This window comes from Enterobacter quasiroggenkampii (assembly GCF_043972695.1).
Classification (GTDB): Bacteria; Pseudomonadota; Gammaproteobacteria; order Enterobacterales; family Enterobacteriaceae; genus Enterobacter; species Enterobacter quasiroggenkampii.
This window is the reverse complement of sequence record NZ_CP143745.1, coordinates 3,820,253-3,843,729: the sequence shown is the minus strand read 5'-3', so window position 1 is coordinate 3,843,729 and position 23,477 is coordinate 3,820,253. Positions and strand designations below refer to the sequence as shown.

Annotated in this window: 15 protein-coding genes; 6 read left to right on the top strand and 9 right to left on the bottom strand. The window is 56.6% G+C overall.

Features of this window, described 5'->3' with window-relative positions; translation table 11 throughout:
- Window positions 1-35 precede the first annotated feature (35 nt).
- Both V1572_RS18315 and V1572_RS18310 read left to right on the top strand, forming a co-directional pair.
- Entirely contained in the window at window positions 36-575 is a 540-nt protein-coding gene (locus V1572_RS18315; RefSeq protein ID WP_023294110.1) for a YfaZ family outer membrane protein, read from the top strand.
- Between the two features lie 93 nt (window positions 576-668).
- Window positions 669-1,868 (top strand): nicotinamide mononucleotide deamidase-related protein YfaY, encoded by a 1,200-nt coding sequence (locus tag V1572_RS18310; protein ID WP_045908716.1) that lies wholly within the window; start codon window positions 669-671, stop codon window positions 1,866-1,868.
- Window positions 1,869-1,901: 33 nt separating this feature from the next.
- Here the strand turns inward: V1572_RS18310 and glpC are convergent, their stop codons facing one another.
- The 3 genes from glpC to glpA are packed head-to-tail and all read right to left on the bottom strand — an operon-like array spanning window position 1,902 to window position 5,924.
- Window positions 1,902-3,092: an anaerobic glycerol-3-phosphate dehydrogenase subunit GlpC gene (glpC, locus tag V1572_RS18305; RefSeq protein ID WP_395299460.1), complete on the bottom strand. Its 1,191-nt coding sequence runs from the start codon at window positions 3,090-3,092 to the stop codon at window positions 1,902-1,904.
- Entirely contained in the window at window positions 3,089-4,306 is a 1,218-nt protein-coding gene (glpB, locus tag V1572_RS18300) for a glycerol-3-phosphate dehydrogenase subunit GlpB (RefSeq protein ID WP_395299459.1), read from the bottom strand. Before glpB ends, glpC begins: the two co-directional genes overlap by 4 nt.
- The gene (glpA, locus tag V1572_RS18295; RefSeq protein ID WP_395299458.1) at window positions 4,296-5,924 is read right to left on the bottom strand and encodes an anaerobic glycerol-3-phosphate dehydrogenase subunit A; all 1,629 of its coding nucleotides are present in this window, start codon (window positions 5,922-5,924) and stop codon (window positions 4,296-4,298) included. The genes glpB and glpA overlap by 11 nt, the downstream gene beginning before the upstream one ends.
- A gap of 251 nt (window positions 5,925-6,175) precedes the next feature.
- Here glpA and glpT point away from each other — a divergent pair, with 251 nt between their 5' ends.
- Window positions 6,176-7,528, top strand: a complete 1,353-nt coding sequence (gene glpT / locus V1572_RS18290; RefSeq protein ID WP_045354273.1) for a glycerol-3-phosphate transporter — start codon at window positions 6,176-6,178, stop codon at window positions 7,526-7,528.
- Between the two features lie 11 nt (window positions 7,529-7,539).
- Window positions 7,540-8,595 carry a glycerophosphodiester phosphodiesterase gene (gene glpQ, locus V1572_RS18285; RefSeq protein WP_048029690.1) on the top strand — a complete coding sequence of 352 codons (1,056 nt, stop codon included), beginning with the start codon at window positions 7,540-7,542 and terminating at the stop codon, window positions 8,593-8,595.
- 89 nt (window positions 8,596-8,684) lie between these two features.
- Here the strand turns inward: glpQ and yfaE are convergent, their stop codons facing one another.
- The 4 genes from yfaE to ubiG all read right to left on the bottom strand — a co-directional run bounded on the left by yfaE (window position 8,685) and on the right by ubiG (window position 13,531).
- The gene (gene yfaE, locus V1572_RS18280) at window positions 8,685-8,939 is read right to left on the bottom strand and encodes a class I ribonucleotide reductase maintenance protein YfaE (protein WP_025757202.1); all 255 of its coding nucleotides are present in this window, start codon (window positions 8,937-8,939) and stop codon (window positions 8,685-8,687) included.
- Window positions 8,939-10,069 (bottom strand): class Ia ribonucleoside-diphosphate reductase subunit beta, encoded by a 1,131-nt coding sequence (gene nrdB, locus V1572_RS18275; protein WP_045908711.1) that lies wholly within the window; start codon window positions 10,067-10,069, stop codon window positions 8,939-8,941. Before nrdB ends, yfaE begins: the two co-directional genes overlap by 1 nt.
- A 100-nt stretch (window positions 10,070-10,169) precedes the next feature.
- A complete protein-coding gene (nrdA, locus tag V1572_RS18270) occupies window positions 10,170-12,455 on the bottom strand; it encodes a class 1a ribonucleoside-diphosphate reductase subunit alpha (RefSeq protein WP_395299457.1) in 2,286 nt (761 codons plus the stop codon).
- 347 nt (window positions 12,456-12,802) lie between these two features.
- On the bottom strand, window positions 12,803-13,531 hold the full coding sequence (gene ubiG, locus V1572_RS18265) for a bifunctional 2-polyprenyl-6-hydroxyphenol methylase/3-demethylubiquinol 3-O-methyltransferase UbiG (RefSeq protein WP_045908709.1): 729 nt from the start codon (window positions 13,529-13,531) through the stop codon (window positions 12,803-12,805).
- Window positions 13,532-13,677: 146 nt separating this feature from the next.
- On the opposite strand from ubiG, the gene gyrA reads away from it, so the two are divergent.
- A complete protein-coding gene (gene gyrA / locus V1572_RS18260; RefSeq protein WP_395299456.1) occupies window positions 13,678-16,314 on the top strand; it encodes a DNA topoisomerase (ATP-hydrolyzing) subunit A in 2,637 nt (878 codons plus the stop codon).
- A gap of 135 nt (window positions 16,315-16,449) precedes the next feature.
- Window positions 16,450-19,296: a two-component system sensor histidine kinase RcsC gene (gene rcsC, locus V1572_RS18255; protein WP_104950479.1), complete on the top strand. Its 2,847-nt coding sequence runs from the start codon at window positions 16,450-16,452 to the stop codon at window positions 19,294-19,296.
- 111 nt (window positions 19,297-19,407) lie between these two features.
- Here the strand turns inward: rcsC and rcsB are convergent, their stop codons facing one another.
- Together rcsB and rcsD are read right to left on the bottom strand one after the other, a co-directional pair.
- Window positions 19,408-20,058, bottom strand: a complete 651-nt coding sequence (gene rcsB / locus V1572_RS18250; RefSeq protein WP_003859405.1) for a response regulator transcription factor RcsB — start codon at window positions 20,056-20,058, stop codon at window positions 19,408-19,410.
- 16 nt (window positions 20,059-20,074) lie between these two features.
- Window positions 20,075-22,747 carry a phosphotransferase RcsD gene (gene rcsD, locus V1572_RS18245; RefSeq protein WP_063622157.1) on the bottom strand — a complete coding sequence of 891 codons (2,673 nt, stop codon included), beginning with the start codon at window positions 22,745-22,747 and terminating at the stop codon, window positions 20,075-20,077.
- Between the last annotated feature and the right edge of the window lie 730 nt (window positions 22,748-23,477).

Here is a 23,477-nt window from a genome sequence, read left to right as displayed (position 1 = left end):
GGACTTCTCTATAAAAATTGTGCGGGATCACGACAATGAAAAAAGTGGCATTACTGGGCTTCGGCCTGATGGTTGTATCTGCGGCGGCGAACGCCATTAGCATTAACGGCTCGGCGGGTCAGGATTATACCCACCTGGGCTTCGGCATGGGTACCGAGACATCCGGTCTGGCGATGACCGGCGGCTGGACGCATAACGATGACGACGGCGACGCGGCAAGCCTCGGCCTGGGCCTCAACATTCCTCTGGGCCCGTTCCTGGCGACCGTCGGCGGTAAAGGTATCTATACCAACCCAAATGACGGTGACGAAGGATATGCGGCGGCAGTGGGCGGCGGTCTGCAGTGGAAAATTGGCGACAGCTTTGGCCTGTTTGGTGAGTACTACTACTCTCCAGACTCCCTCTCAAGCGGTATCGACAGCTATGAAGAGGCCAACGCTGGCGCACGCTGGACCATCATGCGTCCAATCACCATCGAAGCAGGCTATCGCTATCTGAACCTGGCCGGCAAAGACGGTAACCGCGATAACGCGCTGGCCGACGGCCCGTACGTGGGCGTCAGCGCAGGCTTCTAATCTCTCCGGCGCGGCATGCTGTCGCGCCAGTTTCTCTCTGCTCCACCCCGCGTTTGCGCTATAGTGTTTTGACCAAATAAGCGGGAGAACACAATGATTAACGTGGAGATGTTATCCACCGGCGACGAAGTGCTGCATGGACAAATTATTGATACCAATGCTGCCTGGCTGGCCGATCTTTTCTTTGAGCAAGGATTACCGTTAACGCGCCGCAATACGGTGGGCGACAATCTTGAGTCACTGGTCGCAGTTCTGCGCGAGCGCAGTGAACAGTGCGACGTGCTGATTGTGAACGGCGGGCTCGGTCCCACCAGTGACGATCTCAGTGCCCTGGCCGCCGCGACCGCAAAAGGCGAAGGGCTGGTGCTGCATGAGGCGTGGCTCTCGCAGATGGCGCGTTTTTTCTCTGAACGTGGCCGCGTCATGGCCCCCAGCAACCGCAAACAGGCTGAAATTCCCGCCAGTGCTGAACTGGTCGATAACCCGGTCGGTACCGCGTGTGGGTTTGCCATGCAACTTAACCGCTGCCTGATGTTCTTCACACCGGGCGTGCCGTCAGAATTTAAAGTGATGGTCGAGCAGCAGATCCTGCCGCGCCTTCGCGATCGTTTTACCCTGCCGGAACCGCCGCTGTGCCTGCGTCTGACCACCTTTGGCCGCTCGGAAAGCGATCTGGCCCAGAGCCTCGATCACCTTCCGCTGCCGCCGGGCGTGTCCATGGGCTATCGCTCCTCCATGCCGATCATTGAACTTAAGCTGACAGGCCCGGCCGAACAGAAAGAGGCGATGCTGGCGTTGTGGCCCGAGGTGCAGCGCGTGGCGGGCGAAAGCCTGATCTTTGAAGGTACGGAAGGGTTGCCCGCGCAGATTGCGAAGCAGCTGCAGGCGCGTCAGCTGAGCGTGACCTTAAGCGAGCAGTTCACCGGTGGCCTGCTGGCACTTCAGTTGTCGCGCGTCAACGCGCCGCTGCTGGCGAGCGAAGTGGTGCCGTTCCAGCAGGAGACCCTGGCGCAGACCGCCCGCTGGGCGTCCGAGAGAAGGGTGAAGCATTTTGCCGGTCTGGCACTGTTTGTCGGCGGGCTGGATGAAGAACATCTCAACTTCGCGCTGGCGACGCCCGAGGGCACCCACGCCCTGCGGGTAAAAATGAGCATTACCCGCCACAGCCTGGCGGTGCGTCAGGAGGTGTGCGCTATGATGGCGCTGAACATGCTGCGCCGCTGGCTGAATGGCAAAGAGGTGGCCAGCGAGCACGGCTGGATTAACGTGGTTGAGTCTCTGTTCGTGGAGTAACGCCTGTGCCGGGGCCTTTCGCCCCGGCCATGTTCACCCGAGCGCCTTTGCCAGCAGCGTAATCGGATGCTCGCAGCGCTTGCTGGTGGACATCTCAATCTGCCACTTGCAGGTTTCGCAGTCCGTCACCACGATATCCGCGCCGCTCTCCTCAATTTGACGGAACAGCGGAGCGCCGATCGCCTGCGACGTTTCGTAGTTTTCACGCTTAAAGCCGTAGGTTCCCGCAATCCCGCAGCAGCGCGAGTCCAGCACCGTCAGCTCCAGCCCCGGGATTAACCGCAGCAGCTCCAGCGTATAGAGCGACCAGCCCATCTTCTCCATATGACACGGCGTGTGGTACACCACTTTCAGCGGCAATTTCCCCAGCGGCAACGTCTGCCCGCTGTCCAGCTTGCGCCACAGGAAGCGCGTTGCCAGCTCGATGTGCTCTCGCAGGCCGGTGTTGTCCACGTCCAGCAGATGCGGATACTCATCGCGCAGGGTGAAGGTACAGGTGGACGAGGTCGCCAGCACCGGTATGCCTTTGTCGACGATGGCTTCACGCAGGAAGGTGACATTGCTTTGAGCCTGCCTGCGCGCTTTATCGGTAAACCCGTTAGCAATCAGCGGCACGCCGCAGCACTTCTCCTTGCTAAGCAGCTGTACGCCGGTTCCCATGGCGTTCAGCACTTTCAGCAGATCTTTACCCAGCTGCGGATGGTTGTAATTCACATAGCAGCCGTGGAAAAAGGCCACCTGCTCGGCGTACTGCGCCTGCTCCGCCGCCACGGATTTATACCAGCGGCGGAAGGTGCCGTGAGAATATTTCGGCAGGCTGCGGTGATGGTCTATTTTCAGCGTGGCATCCAGCAGCTGGCGCACCGGTTTGAGAGAGGTCGCGGCATTCACCAGCGGGGCAAACGGCGTAGAGACGCTGCCCATCAGATCGGTGTGGCTCAGAATCGCGTCCCGCAGCGACGGCTTTTGCGTACTGTAGCGCGCCCGGGCGCGCTGGATAATATCGCCGATTTTCACATCCGACGGGCAGGCGACTTCGCAGCGTTTGCAGTTGATGCAGTATTTCAGGGCTTCATCGTACAGCTTGCCGTCCTTCAGGCGCAGGCGCTCGCCGTCCGGCCCGGCCTGTTTAGGCCCGGGATAGCGTGGGTTCACGCCGCTGACCGGGCAGACGGTGGTACACACCGTGCATTTGATGCAGCTTTCAAAACGGGTGTCGTTCATTGTTCAGCCTCCGTGCGCTGGCTAATCTGCTCTGCCACATACAGCGCGGTGACGGCGCAGACGCCGCCACCGCATCCCTGGGCGATGGGATCGTATCCGCCCAGCAGCGAACCGATGGCAAAAAGAGTATTGATGGGCTTACCGGAAAGCTGCGGATGCAGGTGGTTATCGACAATCACGCCGAACTGCTGCCAGGGCTGCGGCGAGAAGAAATCACTCTGATACCAGTCCGCGCGGGAGGCTAGCTGGCGAACATCCAGCCCCATAATGGCTTCCCGAATGCCTTCCCGGCTGCTCAGCAGCCCGTTGCTGAAGAAACTGCCGCTTGCCAGCACCGTATAGCGGGCGCGAAGCGGAATATCCTCGTGGTTTCGCGTCCAGATTTCGCTTACCGCGCCGTCCACCAGGGTAATTTTCTTCACCTCATCCCCCGCCATCCACACGCCGCCCTGGGCAACAAACTGGCGCTGGAGCTGGGTGTGCAGGCGGATGCCGGGTACAGACGGGGGCAGCGTTGGCAGCAGGCCGAGCGAGCAGGGCAGACGATCCGAGAGCCAGCGCCAGAGCCGGTTGTCGCGTAAACCGAAGCAGGCGGGCATCAGCAGGGCGTCACAGTTGTCGCTAAGCGGCCTGAGGGCGTCATACAGCAGCGGCCATTTCTCTTCGTTATCCAGAAAACGGGCGATATTCACCGCGCGAAACTCGCTCGGGTTATCGCGCAGGACATCAAGCTCAGGCAGTTCTATCTCTGCCGTTTCGGCGTTAACGCCCTGGCGACAGAGCGACGCCGCCGCGAGATGGGGCTGGAAATCCAGAAAGCCGCTAATCCCTACCACCCGCACGCGTTCCGCGCGAATGGGGGCAACGGGCACCTCCTCCGGGCTGAGCCACGCGGAACGCAGGGTGCCGAGCGGCGTGACGCGCTGGTGATTGAGCCGGGCGCTGCCCTGCAGACGTGCGCCGCACTCCGCCAGCAGCGCTTCGGTCTCCAGCGCAAAGCGGTCAATATGCTGCGCGCCAATCAGGTGATACGGATGCTCGGGTGGCAGCTTATCGCGGTACGCTTCGTCCACCAGATCCAGCGAGCCCGACGAGAAGTGCAGGGCGCTCTGCCCCCGGGTGATAATCGCGCAGCGCAGCCCCTGCTTCGTGAGCTTAATGCCGCAGAGCAGGCCCGCCAGCCCGCCGCCGACAATCACGGTATCAAATTTCATCGTGTTGCTCCTTCTCAAGACCGCAAAGCCCCTGGTAGACCCAGCGGGTAAATTCACTTTCACGCAGGGCATCGCCCCAGGCGACAGGCTGAATACCTTTCCAGCGCTCGTTTAAAAACGCGCTGAGCTGATCGAGCGACTGGGTAGCGGTGGTGGTGTGAAAGCGCTGCAACAGCCCGGCGGCGCGACAGGCGCACAGCTCGCCCTGGCAGGTGCCCATTCCGACGCGGGTGCGGCGACGAAGATCGAGCAGGCTGGTGACCGTCAGGTTCTCCACCGCGTACTGCACCTCACCGGCGGTGACGGCTTCGCACTCGCACACGAGGCTGCGGCTTACTCGTCCTTCACCGAGCCACGGTGGCGTTCTGTCGCCGTGGCGGTACACCGCGGACCCGCGCAGCGGCGCAGGCAAAGAGATGATTTTTTGCAACGTTTTTTCGGTGGACTGCCGCGATCCCGGCAGCGGCTGTTCTGCCGTCACGCACGGCCTGGTATTCCCCAGCTTGCGGCAGACGGCATCGGTTGCCCACTCGGCCATCAGGCGATAGGTCATCAGCTTGCCGCCGGTGATGGTGATAAACCCGTCCATGCCGTCGCGCGTAGCGTGATCGAGCAGCACGATGCCCCGGCTGACGTTACGTCCGCTCGGATCGTTGTCGCTGGCGACCAGCGGACGCACGCCCGCGTAGGCGCGCAGAATGCGCGTCTGCGCCATCACCGGCGCCAGTTTTTCCCCTTCGCGCAGCAGGATATCCACCTCTTCAGCGGTGACGCGGTTGTAGTCAATTTCGCTGTAGTCCACGTGGGTTGAGGTCGTCCCGATTAACGAAATGGTATCTCCCGGCACGAGGATATCGGCGTCAGACGGTTTGCGGCAGCGGTTGATCACGTGGTTATTAATGCGGTGGTCGAGGATCAGCAGCGAGCCTTTCGCCGGGAACATGCGCACCGACAGGTCAGCGTATTCCGCAATCCGTTGCCCCCAGATCCCCGCCGCGTTGACCACCACGGTGGCATACAGCTCGCTGTGTTCATTGTATTGCGCATTAAAAAGCCGCACGCCGCAGATGCGATGGCCTTCGCGGATAAGGCCGGTCACTTCGTGCCCGGTGAGGATATGTGCGCCATGCTCCCTGGCGTCCAGCATGTTGGCGGCGGTCAGGCGGAACGGATCGACGGTGCCGTCAGGGACTTTCACCGCGCCGATAAGCGCCGGGTTAACCGACGGTTCCAGCCGCCGCGCCAGCGCCGGATCCATGGCTTCAGCCTGAATGCCCGCGGCGCCGCAGGCGGTAATAAAGGTGTCCTGAAAGGCGAGGTCATCTTCAGGAAGGGTAATAAAGAGGCCGTCGGTCGGTTCAATGCATTGTCGGGCGATACGCTTGAGGATCTGGTTTTCAGCAATACATTCGCGTGCGGATTCCGCGTCGGTGACCGCATACCGGGCGCCGCTGTGCAGCAGGCCGTGGTTACGCCCGGTTGCGCCCGTGGCGATATCATGGCGTTCCAGAAGCGTGACGCTTAAGCCGCGAAGGGCGCAATCGCGCGCGATCCCGGCGCCGGTTGCGCCACCACCAATGATTATCACATCGCTATAACGAGGATCGTGACTGGTCATTGTTTACCCTCTATGTTCGTTTTCTATCATTTAGCCATATTAATTTTGTGGTTTGTTTGATTTCGAACATAAACGCGCGGAATTCGAAAGTGAAACGTGATTTCATGCGCTTTTTTGCGCATTCCGTCATATTTCTGTAACAATCTGTGCGTTGATTCACAGTAACAATCACCGTGATTTCTTAACATCCCCGCCTCTGGAATTCAGGTGCGAGCCACCTGCTCATTCATTTCAAGGCCACGGAGGCTGTTATGCTCAGTATCTTCAAACCTGCGCCCCACAGGGCGCGTCTGCCAGAGGCAGAAATAGATCCGCTCTATCGCCGCCTGCGTTGGCAAATCTTCCTGGGGATCTTCTTCGGGTACGCGGCGTACTACCTTGTACGTAAAAACTTCGCGCTCGCCATGCCGTATCTGGTGGAGCAGGGCTTTTCTCGCGGCGATCTGGGGTTCGCGCTGTCGGGGATCTCTATCGCCTACGGTTTTTCCAAATTCATCATGGGCTCCGTGTCGGATCGCTCGAATCCGCGCGTGTTCCTGCCCGCCGGTCTGATCCTGGCGGCAGCGGTGATGCTGTTTATGGGCTTTGTGCCATGGGCAACCTCCAGCATTGCCATCATGTTCGTGCTGCTGTTCCTCTGCGGCTGGTTCCAGGGAATGGGGTGGCCGCCGTGCGGACGCACCATGGTGCACTGGTGGTCGCAGAAAGAGCGCGGCGGCATCGTGTCGGTGTGGAACTGCGCCCATAACGTGGGCGGCGGTATTCCGCCGCTGCTGTTCCTGCTGGGGATGGCTTGGTTCAACGACTGGCACGCGGCGCTCTACATGCCTGCCTTTGGCGCCATTCTGGTGGCGATTATTGCCTTCGCCCTGATGCGCGATACCCCGCAGTCCTGCGGCCTGCCGCCGATTGAAGAGTACAAAAACGACTATCCGGATGATTACAGCAAGGAGCATGAAGAAGAGCTGACCGCAAAACAGATCTTCATGAAGTACGTGCTGCCGAACAAGCTGCTGTGGTACATCGCGGTCGCGAACGTGTTTGTTTACCTGCTGCGCTACGGCATCCTCGACTGGTCGCCAACCTACCTGAAAGAGGTGAAGCACTTCGCGCTGGATAAATCCTCCTGGGCCTATTTCCTGTATGAATATGCCGGGATCCCGGGCACGCTGCTTTGCGGCTGGATGTCGGACAAAGTGTTTAAAGGTAACCGCGGTGCGACGGGCGTGTTCTTTATGACGCTGGTGACCATCGCGACGGTCGTTTACTGGCTTAACCCGCCGGGCAACCCATCAGTAGATATGGCCTGCATGATCGTCATCGGTTTCCTGATTTACGGTCCGGTGATGCTGATCGGTCTGCATGCCCTGGAGCTGGCGCCGAAAAAAGCGGCGGGCACGGCGGCGGGCTTTACCGGCCTGTTCGGCTACCTCGGCGGTTCGGTCGCGGCGAGCGCCATTGTGGGCTACACCGTTGACTTCTTCGGCTGGGACGGCGGCTTTATGGTGATGATCGGCGGTAGCGTGCTGGCGGTGCTGCTGCTGATTGTTGTGATGATCGGGGAAAAACGTCACCACGCTGAAGTGCTGGCACGTCGTCAATAAGGAGCTTTGCGATGAAATTAACTCAGTTAGCGACAGGCCTGCTGCTGGCGGGCCTGATGACCGGGTCCGCGCTGGCGGCGGATAAAATCGTTATTGCCCACCGCGGCGCGAGCGGCTATCTGCCGGAGCATACGCTGCCGGCGAAAGCGATGGCCTATGCGCAGGGTGCGGATTACCTGGAGCAGGATCTGGTGATGACGAAGGACGACCAGCTGGTCGTCCTGCACGATCACTATCTTGACCGCGTGACGGACGTGGCGGAGCGCTTCCCGGACCGCGCCCGCAAAGATGGCCGCTTCTACGCCATTGACTTCACGCTGGCGGAGATCCGCTCTCTGAAGTTTACCGAAGGCTTCGAGATTGAAAACGGCAAGAAGGTGCAGGTCTATCCGGGACGTTTCCCGATGGGCAAATCTGACTTCCGGATCCATACCTTCCAGGAAGAGATTGAGTTTGTTCAGGGGCTGAACCACTCAACCGGTAAAAACATCGGCATCTATCCGGAAATTAAAGCGCCGTGGTTCCACCATCAGGAAGGGAAGGACATTGCCGCGAAGACGCTGGAGGTGCTGAAACAGTACGGCTACACCAGCAAGAAGGACAAGGTCTACCTGCAGTGTTTTGATGCCGCCGAGCTGAAGCGCATCAAAACCGAGCTGGAGCCGAAGATGGGCATGAACCTCAACCTGGTGCAGCTGATTGCCTACACTGACTGGAATGAAACCCAGGAGAAGCAGCCGGACGGGACGTGGGTGAACTACAACTACGACTGGATGTTTAAGCCGGGCGCGATGAAGCAGATTGCGCAGTACGCCGACGGCATTGGGCCTGATTACCATATGCTGGTGGCGGAAGGCTCAACGCCGGGCCACGTGAAGCTGACGGCGATGGTGAAAGAGGCGCATGCCAGCAAGATGCAGGTGCATCCGTACACCGTGCGTGCAGACCAGCTTCCGCCGTATGCCACGGATGTGAATCAGCTTTATGAGGTGTTGTATAAGCAGGCGGGCGTGGACGGACTGTTCACGGATTTCCCGGATAAAGCGGTGAGCTTTTTGAAGGATTAACGCTGAAATTGCCGGGTGGCGGCTGCGCCTTACCCGGCCTACGAACTGCGGTTTTGTAGGTCGGGTAAGCAAAGCGCCACCCGACACATTCACATCTCGATTTCGATATCGCCTTTTGCCCGGCAGCAGCAGGGCAAAATTTCCCCTTCATTGATAAAGGCCAGCGGTTCGGTCAGCCAGTCCACCTGGCCGGCGACCAGACGGCAGCGGCACGAGCCGCAATAGCCTTCACGACACTGGTACTCGACCTCCACCTGATGCGCTTCAAGCGCCACCAGCAGGGAAGGGTGCTCTTCCTGGCACAGCACTTCTGTACCCGAAAGGCTCAGCGTGACGCGCGTCATCAGAGCTGGAAGTCGCTCAGGTCGTCGGTGTTGACTTCAGAATCAATCTGACCGACCAGATAAGAACTCACTTCCACTTCCTGCGGCGCGACCTGCACGTTATCGGACACCAGCCAGGTGTTGATCCACGGGATAGGGTTAGAGCGCGTCTGGAACGGCAGGTCGAGACCGACAGCCTGCATGCGGATGTTGGTGATGTACTCCACGTACTGGCACAGGATGTCTTTGTTCAGGCCAATCATGGAGCCGTCACGGAACAGGTAGTCTGCCCACTCTTTCTCCTGCTGGGCCGCCAGCACGAACAGGTCGTAGCACTCCTGCTTGCACTCTTCGGCGATTGCCGCCATCTCAGGATCGTCCGTGCCGCTGCGCAGCAGGTTCAGCATGTGCTGGGTACCGGTCAGGTGCAGGGCTTCATCACGGGCAATCAGACGGATGATCTTGGCGTTGCCTTCCATCAGCTTGCGCTCGGCAAAGGCGAAGGAGCAGGCGAAGCTCACGTAGAAGCGGATCGCTTCCAGCGCGTTGACGCTCATCAGGCACAGGTACAGCTGCTTTTTCAGCGCACGCAGGTTTACGGTGATGGTTTTGCCATCCACGTGGTGGGTGCCTTCACCCAGCAGATGCCAGTAGCTGGTCATCTCGATCAGCTCGTCGTAGTAATGAGCAATGCCTTCCGCGCGCTTCTGGATCTGTTCGTTGGTGACGATATCGTCAAACACCACCGCCGGATCGTTCACGATGTTGCGGATAATGTGGGTATAAGAGCGGGAGTGGATCGTCTCGGAGAACGCCCAGGTTTCCACCCAAGTTTCCAGCTCTGGAATCGAGATCAGCGGCAGCAGCGCCACGTTCGGGCTACGGCCCTGAATGGAGTCCAGCAGCGTCTGGTACTTCAGGTTGCTGATGAAGATATGTTTTTCGTGATCCGGCAGAGACTGGTAGTCAATACGGTCGCGGGAGACGTCCACTTCTTCCGGACGCCAGAAGAAGGAGAGTTGCTTTTCAATCAGCTTTTCGAAGATGTCATATTTTTGCTGATCGTAGCGTGCCACGTTGACCGGCTGGCCGAAGAACATCGGCTCTTTGAGCTGGTCGTTTTTCGTCTGTGAAAAGGTGGTATATGCCATTGCGGTGAGTCCTGTTGAGATTTTATTGCCCGGCGGCACTGCGTTTGCCGGGCCTACAAAACCGTAGGCCGGGTAAGCGTAGCGCCACCCGGCGAAGTGCTTAGATCTTACATGCGCCGCTTTCGCAGCCATCGTCCTGAATTGACGGAACCAGGTCGTCCTGCGCGTCTTCTGCACCATCACGGGTGTTGTGATAGTACAGGGTTTTCACGCCAAATTTGTAGGCGGTGAGCAGGTCTTTCAGCAGTTGCTGCATCGGAACCTTGCCGGACGGGAAGCGCGTCGGGTCATAGTTGGTATTGGCAGAGATCGACTGGTCGATAAACTTCTGCATGATACCCACCAGCTGCAGGTAGCCGTCGTTGTTTGGCATTTCCCACAGCAGCTCGTAGTTGTCACCCAGCGTCTCGTAATCCGGCACCACCTGACGCAGCACGCCGTCTTTCGAGGCTTTGATGCTGACGTGGCCGCGCGGTGGCTCAATGCCGTTGGTGGCGTTAGAGATCTGCGAAGAGGTCTCAGACGGCATCAGGGCAGACAGCGTAGAGTTACGCAGGCCGTGCGTTTTAATGGACTCGCGCAGGCCTTCCCAGTCGAGATGCAGCGGCTCGCTGACGATCGCATCCAGGTCTTTCTTGTAGGTGTCGATCGGCAGAATGCCTTTCGCGTAGGTGGTTTCGTTGAACCACGGGCACGCGCCTTGCTCTTTCGCCAGCTCGTTGGACGCTTTCATCAGGTAGTACTGAATGGCTTCAAACGTCTGGTGCGTCAGGTTGTTAGCGCTGCCGTCGGAGTAACGCTTGCCGTTTTTCGCCAGCCAGTAGGCGAAGTTGATCACGCCGATACCCAGGGTACGACGGCCCATCGCACCGCGTTTCGCTGCCGGGATTGGGTAATCCTGGTAGTCCAGCAGAGCGTCAAGGGCACGAACTGCCAGCACGGCCAGCTCTTCCAGCTCGTCCAGGCTCTTAATTGCGCCCAGGTTAAATGCGGACAGCGTACACAGCGCAATTTCACCGTTTTCGTCGTTCACATCTTCCAGCGGTTTGGTCGGCAGGGCGATCTCCAGGCACAGGTTAGACTGGCGCACTGGCGCAACGACCGGATCAAACGGGCTGTGGGTGTTGCAGTGGTCAACGTTCTGGATGTAGATACGGCCGGTAGAGGCACGTTCCTGCATCATCAGGGAGAACAGCTCAACTGCCTTCACGCGCTGCTTGCGGATGCTGTCGTCTTTTTCGTATTTGGTGTAAAGACGCTCGAACTCGTCCTGATCGGCGAAGAACGCGTCGTACAGGCCCGGGACGTCGGACGGGCTGAACAGGGTAATGTCTTCGCCCTTCAGCAGACGGGTGTACATCAGCTTGTTGATCTGCACGCCGTAGTCCATGTGACGCACGCGGTTGCCTTCGACACCACGGTTGTTTTTCAGAACCAGCAGGCTTTCCACTTCCAGGTGCCACATTGGGTAGAACAGGGTCGCAGCACCGCCGCGTACGCCGCCCTGAGAGCAGGATTTTACTGCCGTCTGGAAGTGCTTATAGAACGGGATACAGCCGGTGTGGAACGCTTCACCGCCGCGAATCGGGCTGCCCAGCGCACGGATGCGGCCGGCGTTGATGCCGATACCGGCGCGCTGGGAAACGTATTTCACAATGGCGCTGGAGGTGGCGTTGATGGAGTCCAGGCTGTCACCACACTCGATCAGCACGCAGGAGCTGAACTGACGGGTAGGGGTGCGCACGCCAGACATGATTGGCGTGGGCAGAGAAATCTTGAACGTCGATACCGCATCGTAGAAACGCTTCACGTAATCCAGACGGGTATCACGCGGGTAGTTTGAGAACAGGCAGGCGGCCACCAGAATGTAGAGGAACTGGGCGCTTTCGTAGATCTCACCGGTTACACGGTTCTGAACCAGGTATTTGCCTTCGAGCTGCTTCACCGCCGCGTAGGAGAAGTTCATGTCGCGCCAGTGATCGATAAACCCGTTCATCTGCTCGAACTCTTCTTCCGTATAGTCTTCCAGCAGATGCGTGTCGTATTTGCCCAGCTCAACCATTTTCACCACGTGATCGTAAAGCTTCGGCGGCTCAAACTGGCCGTAGGCTTTTTTACGCAGGTGGAAAATCGCCAGACGTGCAGCCAGGTACTGATAATCCGGTGCTTCGCGGGAGATCAGGTCCGCCGCCGCTTTGATGATGGTTTCGTGGATATCAGACGTTTTGATGCCGTCGTAGAACTGAATATGAGAACGCAGTTCAACCTGGGAGATAGATACGTTGTTCAGTCCTTCTGCTGCCCAGTCGAGAACTCGATGGATTTTGTCCAGATTGATACGCTCGGTAGTACCGTCGCGCTTTGTCACCAGCAGACTCTGATTCATGTGGGTTTTACCTGTCCGTGAAATAAAAAATATCCCCCGCTTATCCACAGAACCGTCTTGTGACTAACTCTGTGGATAAATACTACATATAGGGGGTTTGCGATAAGAAAAACGCTATATGGTGAGTATTCTAGTATCGAATCTTTTCAGCACAAGGGTTGATTTTGACGTTAAATTGAGGTTGTGAAAGGGTAAAAAAGGCTAAGTCCTCGTACCGTAAGGCCTGGAAGACATGTCAATAATTAAGAAAAAAAAATCAAAATTTGATCGAGTGCTGATTTCTTCAACGGGAGGTCAGAATTGCGCAACATGATGTCGCGCAATCTTTATAAGAATAACGAATGACGTTAGTCGTTTTTGGCGGTTGTGTGCAACATATAGTTAACATCAACGCCCGGTGCGAGTTTGAATTTATTGGTCAGCGGATTGTAGTGCAGGCCGGTGATGTGCTGCTCCTTGAGCCACGTCTGGTCAACCCAGCTTAACAGCTCCGCCGGCTTGATGAATTTCTTCACGTCGTGCGTGCCTTTCGGCACCATGCGCAGCACATACTCCGCGCCGACGACGGCCATCAACCAGGCTTTAGCATTGCGGTTGAGGGTTGAGAAGAAGACCTGGCCGCCCGGTTTCACCAGTTTTGCACAGGCGTGCACTACGGACTGTGGATCGGGAACGTGCTCCAGCATCTCCATGCAGGTCACCACATCGTACTGATGGGCATGTTTTGCCGCGTGTTCTTCCACGGTTTCCTGCACGTAGTCTACCTGTATGCCAGACTCCAGCGCGTGAAGACGGGCAACCTGCAGCGGTTCAAAACCCATATCCAGGCCCGTGACGTTCGCCCCTTCGCGCGCCATGCTTTCCGCCAGGATACCGCCGCCGCAGCCGACATCGAGCACTTTTTTACCGAACAGACCGCCAGAACGCTCCGCGATATAGCCCAGACGCAGCGGGTTAATACGGTGCAGCGGTTTGAACTCACCTTCGAGATCCCACCAGCGGGACGCCACCGCTTCAAATTTGGCAATCTCTTCGTGGTCAACGTTGTGAGCCACCGGGGATTTTTCGGCATTCATGGGCGCTTTTACTCCTTATTTAGCAAGACGAATGAGTATATCAGGCAATCCCTGTGAATAAAGCGTATAGGTTTACCTCAATCACCTCGGCTGTGTTATAATTTGCGACCTTTGAATCCGGGATACAGTAGAGGGATAGCGGTTAGATGAGCGACCTTGCGAGAGAAATTACACCGGTTAACATCGAGGAAGAGCTGAAGAGCTCCTATCTGGACTATGCGATGTCGGTCATTGTTGGCCGTGCGCTGCCGGACGTCCGCGATGGCCTGAAGCCGGTACACCGTCGCGTACTATACGCCATGAACGTATTGGGCAATGACTGGAATAAAGCCTATAAAAAATCTGCCCGCGTCGTCGGTGACGTCATCGGTAAATATCACCCGCATGGTGATACCGCCGTTTATGACACCATCGTTCGTATGGCGCAGCCATTCTCCTTGCGCTACATGCTGGTAGATGGCCAGGGTAACTTTGGTTCAGTCGACGGCGACTCCGCTGCAGCGATGCGTTATACGGAAATCCGTATGTCGAAAATCGCTCATGAGCTGATGGCCGACCTGGAAAAAGAGACCGTTGATTTCGTCGATAACTACGACGGCACCGAGCGCATCCCAGATGTGATGCCCACCAAGATCCCGAACCTGTTAGTGAACGGTTCGTCCGGCATCGCGGTCGGTATGGCAACCAACATTCCGCCGCACAATATCACCGAGGTGATCAACGGCTGTCTGGCCTATATCGATGATGAAGACATCAGCATTGAAGGGCTGATGACACACATTCCGGGCCCGGACTTCCCAACGGCGGCGATCATCAACGGTCGTCGCGGTATTGAAGAAGCGTACCGTACCGGCCGCGGCAAGATTTACATCCGTGCCCGTGCCGAAGTGGAAGCGGACGCCAAAACCGGCCGTGAAACCATCATTGTTCACGAGATCCCGTATCAGGTGAACAAAGCGCGTCTGATTGAAAAAATCGCCGAGCTGGTAAAAGAAAAACGTGTTGAAGGCATCAGCGCGCTGCGTGACGAGTCTGACAAAGACGGTATGCGCATCGTGATTGAGATCAAACGCGACGCGGTGGGTGAGGTTGTCCTGAACAACCTGTACTCCCAGACGCAGCTTCAGGTCTCCTTCGGTATCAACATGGTTGCACTGCACCATGGTCAGCCGAAGATCATGAACCTGAAAGAGATCCTGAGCGCGTTCGTCCGTCACCGCCGTGAAGTGGTGACCCGTCGTACTATCTTCGAACTGCGCAAAGCGCGCGACCGTGCGCACATCCTTGAAGCGCTGGCGGTTGCGCTGGCCAACATCGACCCGATCATCGAACTGATCCGTCGTGCACCAACCCCGGCGGAAGCGAAAACTGCGCTGATTTCCCGTCCGTGGGATCTGGGCAACGTCGCCGCGATGCTGGAACGTGCGGGCGATGACGCGGCGCGTCCTGAGTGGCTGGAACCTGAATTCGGCGTGCGTGACGGTCAGTACTACCTGACTGAACAGCAGGCCCAGGCGATTCTGGATCTGCGTCTGCAGAAACTGACCGGCCTTGAGCATGAAAAACTGCTCGACGAATACAAAGAGTTGCTGGAACAGATTGCTGAGCTGCTGCACATTCTGGGCAGCGCAGAGCGCCTGATGGAAGTGATCCATGAAGAGCTGGAGCTGGTCCGCGATCAGTTCGGCGACGAGCGCCGCACCGAAATCACCGCCAACAGCGCGGACATCAACATCGAAGACCTGATCAACCAGGAAGACGTTGTTGTGACCCTGTCTCACCAGGGCTACGTGAAGTATCAGCCGTTAACTGATTACGAAGCACAGCGTCGTGGCGGTAAAGGCAAGTCTGCAGCACGTATTAAAGAAGAAGACTTCATTGACCGCCTGCTGGTGGCGAACACCCATGACACGATCCTCTGCTTCTCCAGCCGCGGTCGTCTGTACTGGATGAAAGTCTATCAGCTGCCGGAAGCAAGCCGTGGCGCGCGTGGTCGTCCAATCGTTAACCTGCTGCCGCTGGAAGCGAACGAACGTATCACCGCTATCCTGCCGGTACGCGAGTACGAAGAGGGCGTGAACGTCTTTATGGCGACCGCCAGCGGTACCGTGAAGAAAACCGCGCTGACCGAATTCAGCCGTCCGCGTTCTGCCGGTATTATCGCCGTGAACCTGAACGAAGGCGACGAGCTGATTGGCGTGGATCTGACCTCCGGTTCCGATGAAGTGATGCTCTTCTCTGCGGCCGGTAAAGTGGTGCGCTTCAAAGAAGACGCCGTTCGTGCGATGGGTCGTACCGCGACGGGCGTGCGTGGTATCAAGCTGGCTGGCGAAGACAGCGTTGTTTCTCTGATTATTCCGCGCGGTGAAGGGGCTATCCTGACCGTGACGCAGAATGGTTACGGTAAACGTACGGCGGAAGGGGAATACCCAACCAAGTCTCGCGGCACGCAGGGCGTCATCTCCATCAAGGTGACCGAGCGCAACGGTTCCGTTGTCGGCGCGGTGCAGGTGGACGATGCGGACCAGATCATGATGATCACCGATGCCGGTACGCTGGTGCGTACCCGCGTGTCTGAGATCAGCGTGGTGGGTCGTAACACCCAGGGCGTGATCCTCATCCGTACAGCGGAAGATGAAAACGTGGTGGGTCTGCAGCGCGTTGCTGAGCCGGTGGATGACGAAGAGCTCGACTCCATCGACGGTAGCGTCGCGGAAGGCGATGAGGATATCGCGCCGGAAGCCGACACCGACGATGACGTAGCGGATGACGCTGACGAGTAATGTCTCCTGATGCAAAAAAGGGCCGGATTCCGGCCCTTTTCTTTTGCACAAGCAGATAAGTCAACGTTGCGACCTGGCGCGTTTACCGCTACCTTAACCACATTCTTTTGACCCCGACGGCGGAGCCTCGCCCCCTTGAAATACCTCGTCTCCTTTCGTACTACGCTGAAAGTCTCTCGCTATCTGTTTCGGGCGCTGGCGCTCCTGCTTTGGCTGCTGGTAGCCCTGTTCTCGGTGTTTTACATCGTTAACGCCCTGCACCAGAAAGAAGCGGAGATCCGCCAGGAGTTTAACTTAAGCTCCGACCAGGCCCAGCGCTACATTCAGCGAACGTCTGACGTGATGAAGGAGCTGAAGTATATTGCCGAAAATCGTCTGACGGCGGAAAACGGCATCCTTGCGCTTCGCGGGCGTGATGACAAAACCGAAGTCCCGGACTTCCAGCCGCTGTTCCCGGATTCCGATTGCTCCACCATGAGCAATACCTGGCGCGGCTCTCTGGAATCGCTCGCCTGGTTTATGCGCTACTGGCGCGACAATTTCTCCGCCGCCTACGACCTGAACCGCGTCTTCCTGATTGGCAGCGAGAATCTCTGCATGGCTGACTTTGGCCTGCGCGACGTGCCCGTTGAACGTGACGATGCGCTGAAAAGCCTGCATGAACGTATTGTCAAATACCGCAATGCACCGCAGGACGAGCGCGGCAATAACATCTTCTGGGTGAGCCAGGGCCCGCGTCCGGGCGTGGGCTATTTCTACGCCCTGACGCCGGTTTATCTGGGCAATCGCCTGCAGGCGCTGCTGGGGATTGAGCAGACCATTCGCATGGAAAACTTCTTCACCCCGGGCAGCCTGCCCATGGGCGTGACCATTCTGGATGAAAACGGTCATCAGTTGATCTCGCTTGCCGGGCCTGATAACCGTCTAAACGTCGAACCGCACTGGATGCAGGAGCGGTCGTGGTTTGGCTATACCTCAGGTTTCCGCGAGCTGGTGCTGAAGAAGAGCCTGCCGCCTTCGTCGCTCAGTATCGTCTATTCGCTGCCGGTGGATATGGTGCTTGAGCGGATACGCATTCTTATCATGAATGCGATTCTGCTCAACCTGCTGGCCGGGGGCGCGCTGTTTACGCTGGCGCGCATGTATGAGCGGAAAATCTTTATTCCTGCCGAAAGCGACGCCCAGCGACTGGAGGAACACGAGCAGTTTAACCGCAAGATTGTTGCCTCGGCGCCGGTGGGGATCTGTATCCTGCGTACCCAGGACGGGACCAATATCCTGAGTAACGAACTGGCACATAACTACCTGAACATGCTGACGCACGAAGACCGGCAGAGGCTGACGCAAATTATCTGCGGTCAGCAGGTTAACTTTGTCGACGTGTTGACCAGTACGCACACCAACCTGCAGATCAGCTTTGTGCATTCCCGCTATCGCAATGAAAACGTAGCGATTTGCGTGCTGGTGGATGTCTCCGCGCGCGTGAAGATGGAAGAGTCGTTGCAGGAGATGGCGCAGGCGGCAGAGCAGGCCAGCCAGTCGAAGTCCATGTTCCTTGCCACCGTCAGCCACGAGCTGCGTACGCCGCTGTACGGGATTATCGGTAACCTTGATCTGCTTCAGACCAAGGAATTGCCGAAAGGCGTCGACCGGCTGGTGACGGCGATGAACAACTCCTCCAGCCTGTTGCTGAAGATCATCAGCGATATTCTCGACTTCTCTAAAATCGAGTCCGAGCAGTTGAAAATCGAGCCGCGCGAGTTTTCGCCGCGCGAGGTGATGAACCATATCAGCGCCAACTATCTCCCGCTGGTGGTGCGTAAACAGCTGGGGCTCTACTGCTTTATTGAGCCGGACGTGCCGCTGACGCTGCACGGCGATCCGATGCGCCTGCAGCAGGTCATCTCTAACCTGCTCAGCAACGCCATTAAATTCACCGATACCGGCTGTATTGTGCTGCACGTCTGCCGGGCGGGGGATTACCTGAGCATTCGCGTGCGCGACACGGGCGTCGGCATCCCGGCGAAGGAGGTGGTTCGTCTGTTCGATCCGTTCTTCCAGGTCGGTACCGGCGTGCAGCGTAACTTCCAGGGTACCGGACTGGGGCTGGCGATTTGTGAGAAGCTCGTCAGCATGATGGACGGTGATATCTCCGTGGATACCGAGCCCGGCATGGGCAGCCAGTTCACCATCCGCATTCCGCTCTATTCGGCGCAGTATCCGGCAAAAGCCACGGTAGACGGGCTGAGCGATAAGCGCTGCTGGCTGGCGGTGCATAACGCCTCGCTGAATGACTATCTGACGGCGCTGCTTACCCACAGCGGCGTGAGGGTGTGCCGCTATGAAGGTCAAACACCGGACGTGGACGATGTGCTGATCGCCGACGAGATGCCGGAACAGCCGTGGCAGGGGAGAGGGTCAGTGCTCTTCTGCCGTCGCCACATCGGTATCCCGGTTGAGCGTGCGCCAGGGGAATGGGTACACAGTGTCGCCACCCCGCACGAGCTGTTGAGTCTGCTGGCGCGCATCTACAAAGTGGAACTGGAAGAGAGCGACGGCGCGGGCGGACTGCCGTCACCGGAGTCTCTGGCGTCGGTGAATGACGATATGATGATTCTGGTGGTGGATGACCATCCGATTAACCGTCGCCTGCTGGCTGACCAGCTTGGATCGCTGGGCTACCAGTGCAAAACCGCCAATGACGGCGTGGATGCGCTAAACGTGCTGAGTAAGAATCATATAGATATCGTGCTGAGCGACGTCAACATGCCTAACATGGACGGCTACCGTCTGACGCAGCGCATCCGACAGCTTGGCCTGACGCTGCCGGTGGTGGGCGTAACGGCGAACGCGCTGGCGGAAGAGAAGCAGCGCTGTCTGGAGTCAGGCATGGACAGCTGTCTGTCGAAACCGGTGACGCTGGACGTGCTGAAGCAGACATTGTCGATTTACGCGGAGCGTGTGAGAAAAACACGGATATAAAAAAGGCCCGGAAGGGCCTTTTTTAATTGCCCGGCGGTACTGCGCTTGCGCGGGCCTGCGGGTTCTGTAGGCCGGGTAAGCGCGAGCGCCACCCGGCATAAACAGCGGAGATCAATCCTTGTCGGTTGCGCTCAGCGTGACGGAGGAGAGATAGTTCAGCAGAGCAATATCGTTATCCACGCCCAGCTTCATCATCGCTGATTTCTTCTGGCTGCTGATGGTTTTAATACTGCGGTTCAGCTTCTTGGCAATCTCGGTCACCAGGAAACCTTCTGCGAACAGGCGCAGAACTTCACTCTCTTTCGGCGACAGGCGTTTGTCACCGTAGCCACCCGCGCTGATTTTTTCCAGCAGACGAGAAACGCTTTCAGGCGTGAACTTCTTGCCTTTCTGCAGCGCCGCAAGCGCTTTAGGCAGATCGGTCGGTGCACCTTGTTTCAGCACAATCCCTTCGATGTCCAGATCCAGTACCGCGCTCAGGATCGCCGGGTTGTTGTTCATGGTCAGAACAATGATCGAGATATCCGGGAAGTGACGTTTAATATATTTGATGAGCGTGATCCCATCACCGTATTTGTCTCCAGGCATGGAGAGATCGGTAATGAGCACGTGTGCATCAAGCTTTGGGAGGTTATTGATCAGTGCTGTAGAGTCTTCAAATTCACCGACTACATTCACCCACTCGATCTGTTCAAGTGATTTGCGAATACCGAACAGTACAATCGGATGGTCATCGGCAATAATTACGTTCATATTGTTCATGTATAAGGCTACCTTGCTACAGCAAGCTTTTGACGTAGGCGTCAATGTCGCTGATGTATTTTTCAATGCCAGAGGCATCTTTCTCACGAATTAGATGTTCCAGCGTTTCACATAACTGCTTGCCGGGAACCAGATTAAGCATGGCAAACACCCCTTTAAGCCGGTGTGCTGTCTGTGCCAGCGCTGCAAAATCATTCGCAGCGGACTCAGTATACAACCGCTTAACATCATCTGGTACTGTATCAACAAAGAGTGAATAGTATCCGCTGGCGTGAAGCTCGGCATTTTCATTACCGCCTAACGGTGATTCCGCTATCTCTTCCTGCGCCAGCTGCTCTTCTATTAGTTGTAGTACAGCTTCCTGCATCGCATTGCTTATATTAAAGTTGACGCGCAGCTGGCCAGGGCCGATTTTCCGCACGCCTGACTCATCATCGCTTAAAAGCAAGCCGGAGGCAGTAAGATTAGACGGATTATCAGTTAAAAACAGATCAAATTCTTGACTTGCAAGTCTTTCATCCGGCGTGATGCAGGCCGCACCCCAGTTTTCTAACTGACGAACGACGATATTGCGGATCTCGTTCGACGTAACATCGACCATCACCACGACATCATCCAGCAGACGTTCTTCATCTTCTTCCTGCGGATTGGCCGCCATTTTCACGTGCAGAGAATAGCGGGTGCCGAGAGATTCACGGGCCTTGATATTGAGATGGCCACCGAGCTTACGCGCCAGCTGATCGCACAGCCAGAAGGTTAGGGCATTTGCCTTGCCGTAACGATCGCTTTGCGTGTCATTCAGGAACGGGAAGTGCAGATTATCAATTTCACTCGTGGTGACGCCTTCCCCGGTGTCCAGGATGCGGAACGTCAGGCGGTCTTCTGCCGACTCCTCCGTACTGACTTCGAGGGTGATCTTGCCGATCTGCGTGGTGGTTACCGCGTACTGAATAATCATCAACAGTATACGGCGCAGCGCTTCACGATCGCCGTGGCGCTCGTCATTTGCCGGAAGATTGTTATTGATCAGCAGCTGCAGCCCTTTGCGCTTAATCACGGGCAGGACTTCCGGAACCACTTCATCGATCAGATCCTGAATGGAGAAGAGGGTGGGGGTTCCCTTCCAGAAATCATTCTCCAGCATGTTCGCCAGCTGGATCTCATCAACCATTCTGACCAGCGAGTCGGCCTGACAGGCAAGCTGGTGGCTTTCTGACGTATTTAACGCCGCCGCCTGGGTCGCCAGCGTTTTTAACGGCTGCTTGAAGGCATCGCCAATGTTCTGCATAAATGCGGCGCGCCCCTGCTGGTTTTTCTCATACAGTCTTTGCGCCTGCTTGAGCTTTTTATTCACCAGCACTTCGCGATCCTGATCGCGGATGATGAAGATTTGCGTGCGGGGAGCCACCTGGCTGCGGAACTGGCGGATCTCGTACAGTTCATTGTTGATGGTGGCCTGAATCACCCCCTGGTGCTGATCCGCCATGGTGGTGATGTTCTGCAGGTTAAGATGCGGCAGCAGATGGTCGGCAATTTTATTGCTCATTACCGTACGATTTGCTTCCTGATCGTGAACTAAGACCCCAAGCGGCAGCACGGAAACAATCTCTTCATTCAGCGCGCGTAATACGCGCAGCTCATTGCTGGTACCGGCCGGGACCGCCGCGGCGTCGCTCTGACGCCCCGACTGGAAGCGGAAGGTGCTGTAGCCAAACAGCGCCAGCGCCAGCAGACCGATATTCAGCAGCAGAGGCAGCAGGATATTTTGCAGCGTGTCGAGCAACAGCGTACCAAACGGCACCTGCCACACCAGACGCATACCGGTCGAGTTCAGGGATGAGGCAATTTCGATTTTTGAACCGTTAAAGGAGATCGATACGCTCTCTGCGGCCTCTTTGTCAGACGCCGCACGCATGTTCTGGGTGCTGCTGTCGGGCTCCAGACGGAAGCTATCGAGCGGCATATCCGGCGGGATTAAATCATTAATGGGTAAATCGAAGGCGACCACCGTCGCCAGATGCCCTGGCTGGTTGAAGGTAGTGCGCAGAGTAAAATAATGACCGTTTTGCCAGGCCAGGCGGCGCAGGGAAGAGAAGCTTTCACGTTCATCAAGGGCGTTCGCCTGCTGCAGCATCTCTGCCCGGCGGGAATCGACGATGCTGCCCACGGTGGTCTCTTTAAACCCGGAAGAGAGATCTTTTAACGGCAGCGTTGAGATCAGGATCATGCTGTTGTCCTGACCGTTCAGATAGTACATCGACCATGGCACCGTTTCGGCGCCCCAGAGGGTATCCAGATAGGTCGAAATACGCTGCGTCATCTCAAGCGTCGCGCTGTCGTGAGAGCCAAAAATAAGCGCCTCAGTCTTACGCTGCGGTTTTTCGAGGTAATAGACATCCTGCTTAAGCCGTGTCTCCTGAAGTCCATCTCCGGATGAGGAGGCCGGTGCAGCTGCAATATTGTCGTAAATCTGCCAGGTGGCGTAGCGCCAGGTATCGATGCGCTTATGCACGGCGTGGGTGATATCGACGACCTGATAGCTCTTGTCCTTCAGCCAGGCATTAACCGCGCTTTGTACCATCACCCCCATGGTCACTAACAGCACAACGATCAAAAGAAGAAAGAAACGGGTGATGCTCCCGGGGAGGAGGGAGAATTTGCTCGGGGCGGTGGTTTCAGTCTGACTCATTGATATCTTTAACCCGTCATGGTCATGCTCTGTGGCGATAGGGCAGTATAAAGGGTAATAACTGAATTTCCAGCGCCACTGTCCGGGAAAAGGCGACTTTTTCAACGGACAATATCGGCGGCGGGCGGCGCAGTAAACATGTACAAACACGCCGTGCGCGTACAAATAATAAGTGCGCTTAGCCAGCAAATAGCACGAATTAACAAGAAATTAAGTTTTACATCAATTGTGTGTTCGCGAAGGTTGGCCGATGAGAATTTAGTTAATAGTCGTTACAATTTCGGTGCGGTAGCACAAAAAACGAGAAGTTACGTAAAGAAAGGTAAAAAAAAACCGAATGCGAAGCATCCGGCTCAATTAGGGATAAACAGACATTCAAAACTGAATGACGGTAATAAATAAAGTTAATGATGATAGCGAGAGATATTTTAGAGATTAGGTGAGATCTTGTTTTGTCATTCAGTGCTGTAACGTTTTTTATTATAACTTATTGATTGTTATGGCTATGTTTTTTCTTTTGATTATAAGTGCTAAATTTCTAAGCTATTTGTGCTTTGTAAAAGTTCCTTGGTATTTACATTTTGAAACATGTTGATGGATAAATGAAACATCTTCAAAGTTTTCGTATCATATTCGCGTTGGATTATTCTGTAATTTTGCGGAGAATGAAATTGCCGACTGGTTAATGAGGGTTAACCAGTAAGCAGTGGCAATTATAAGGCATATAACA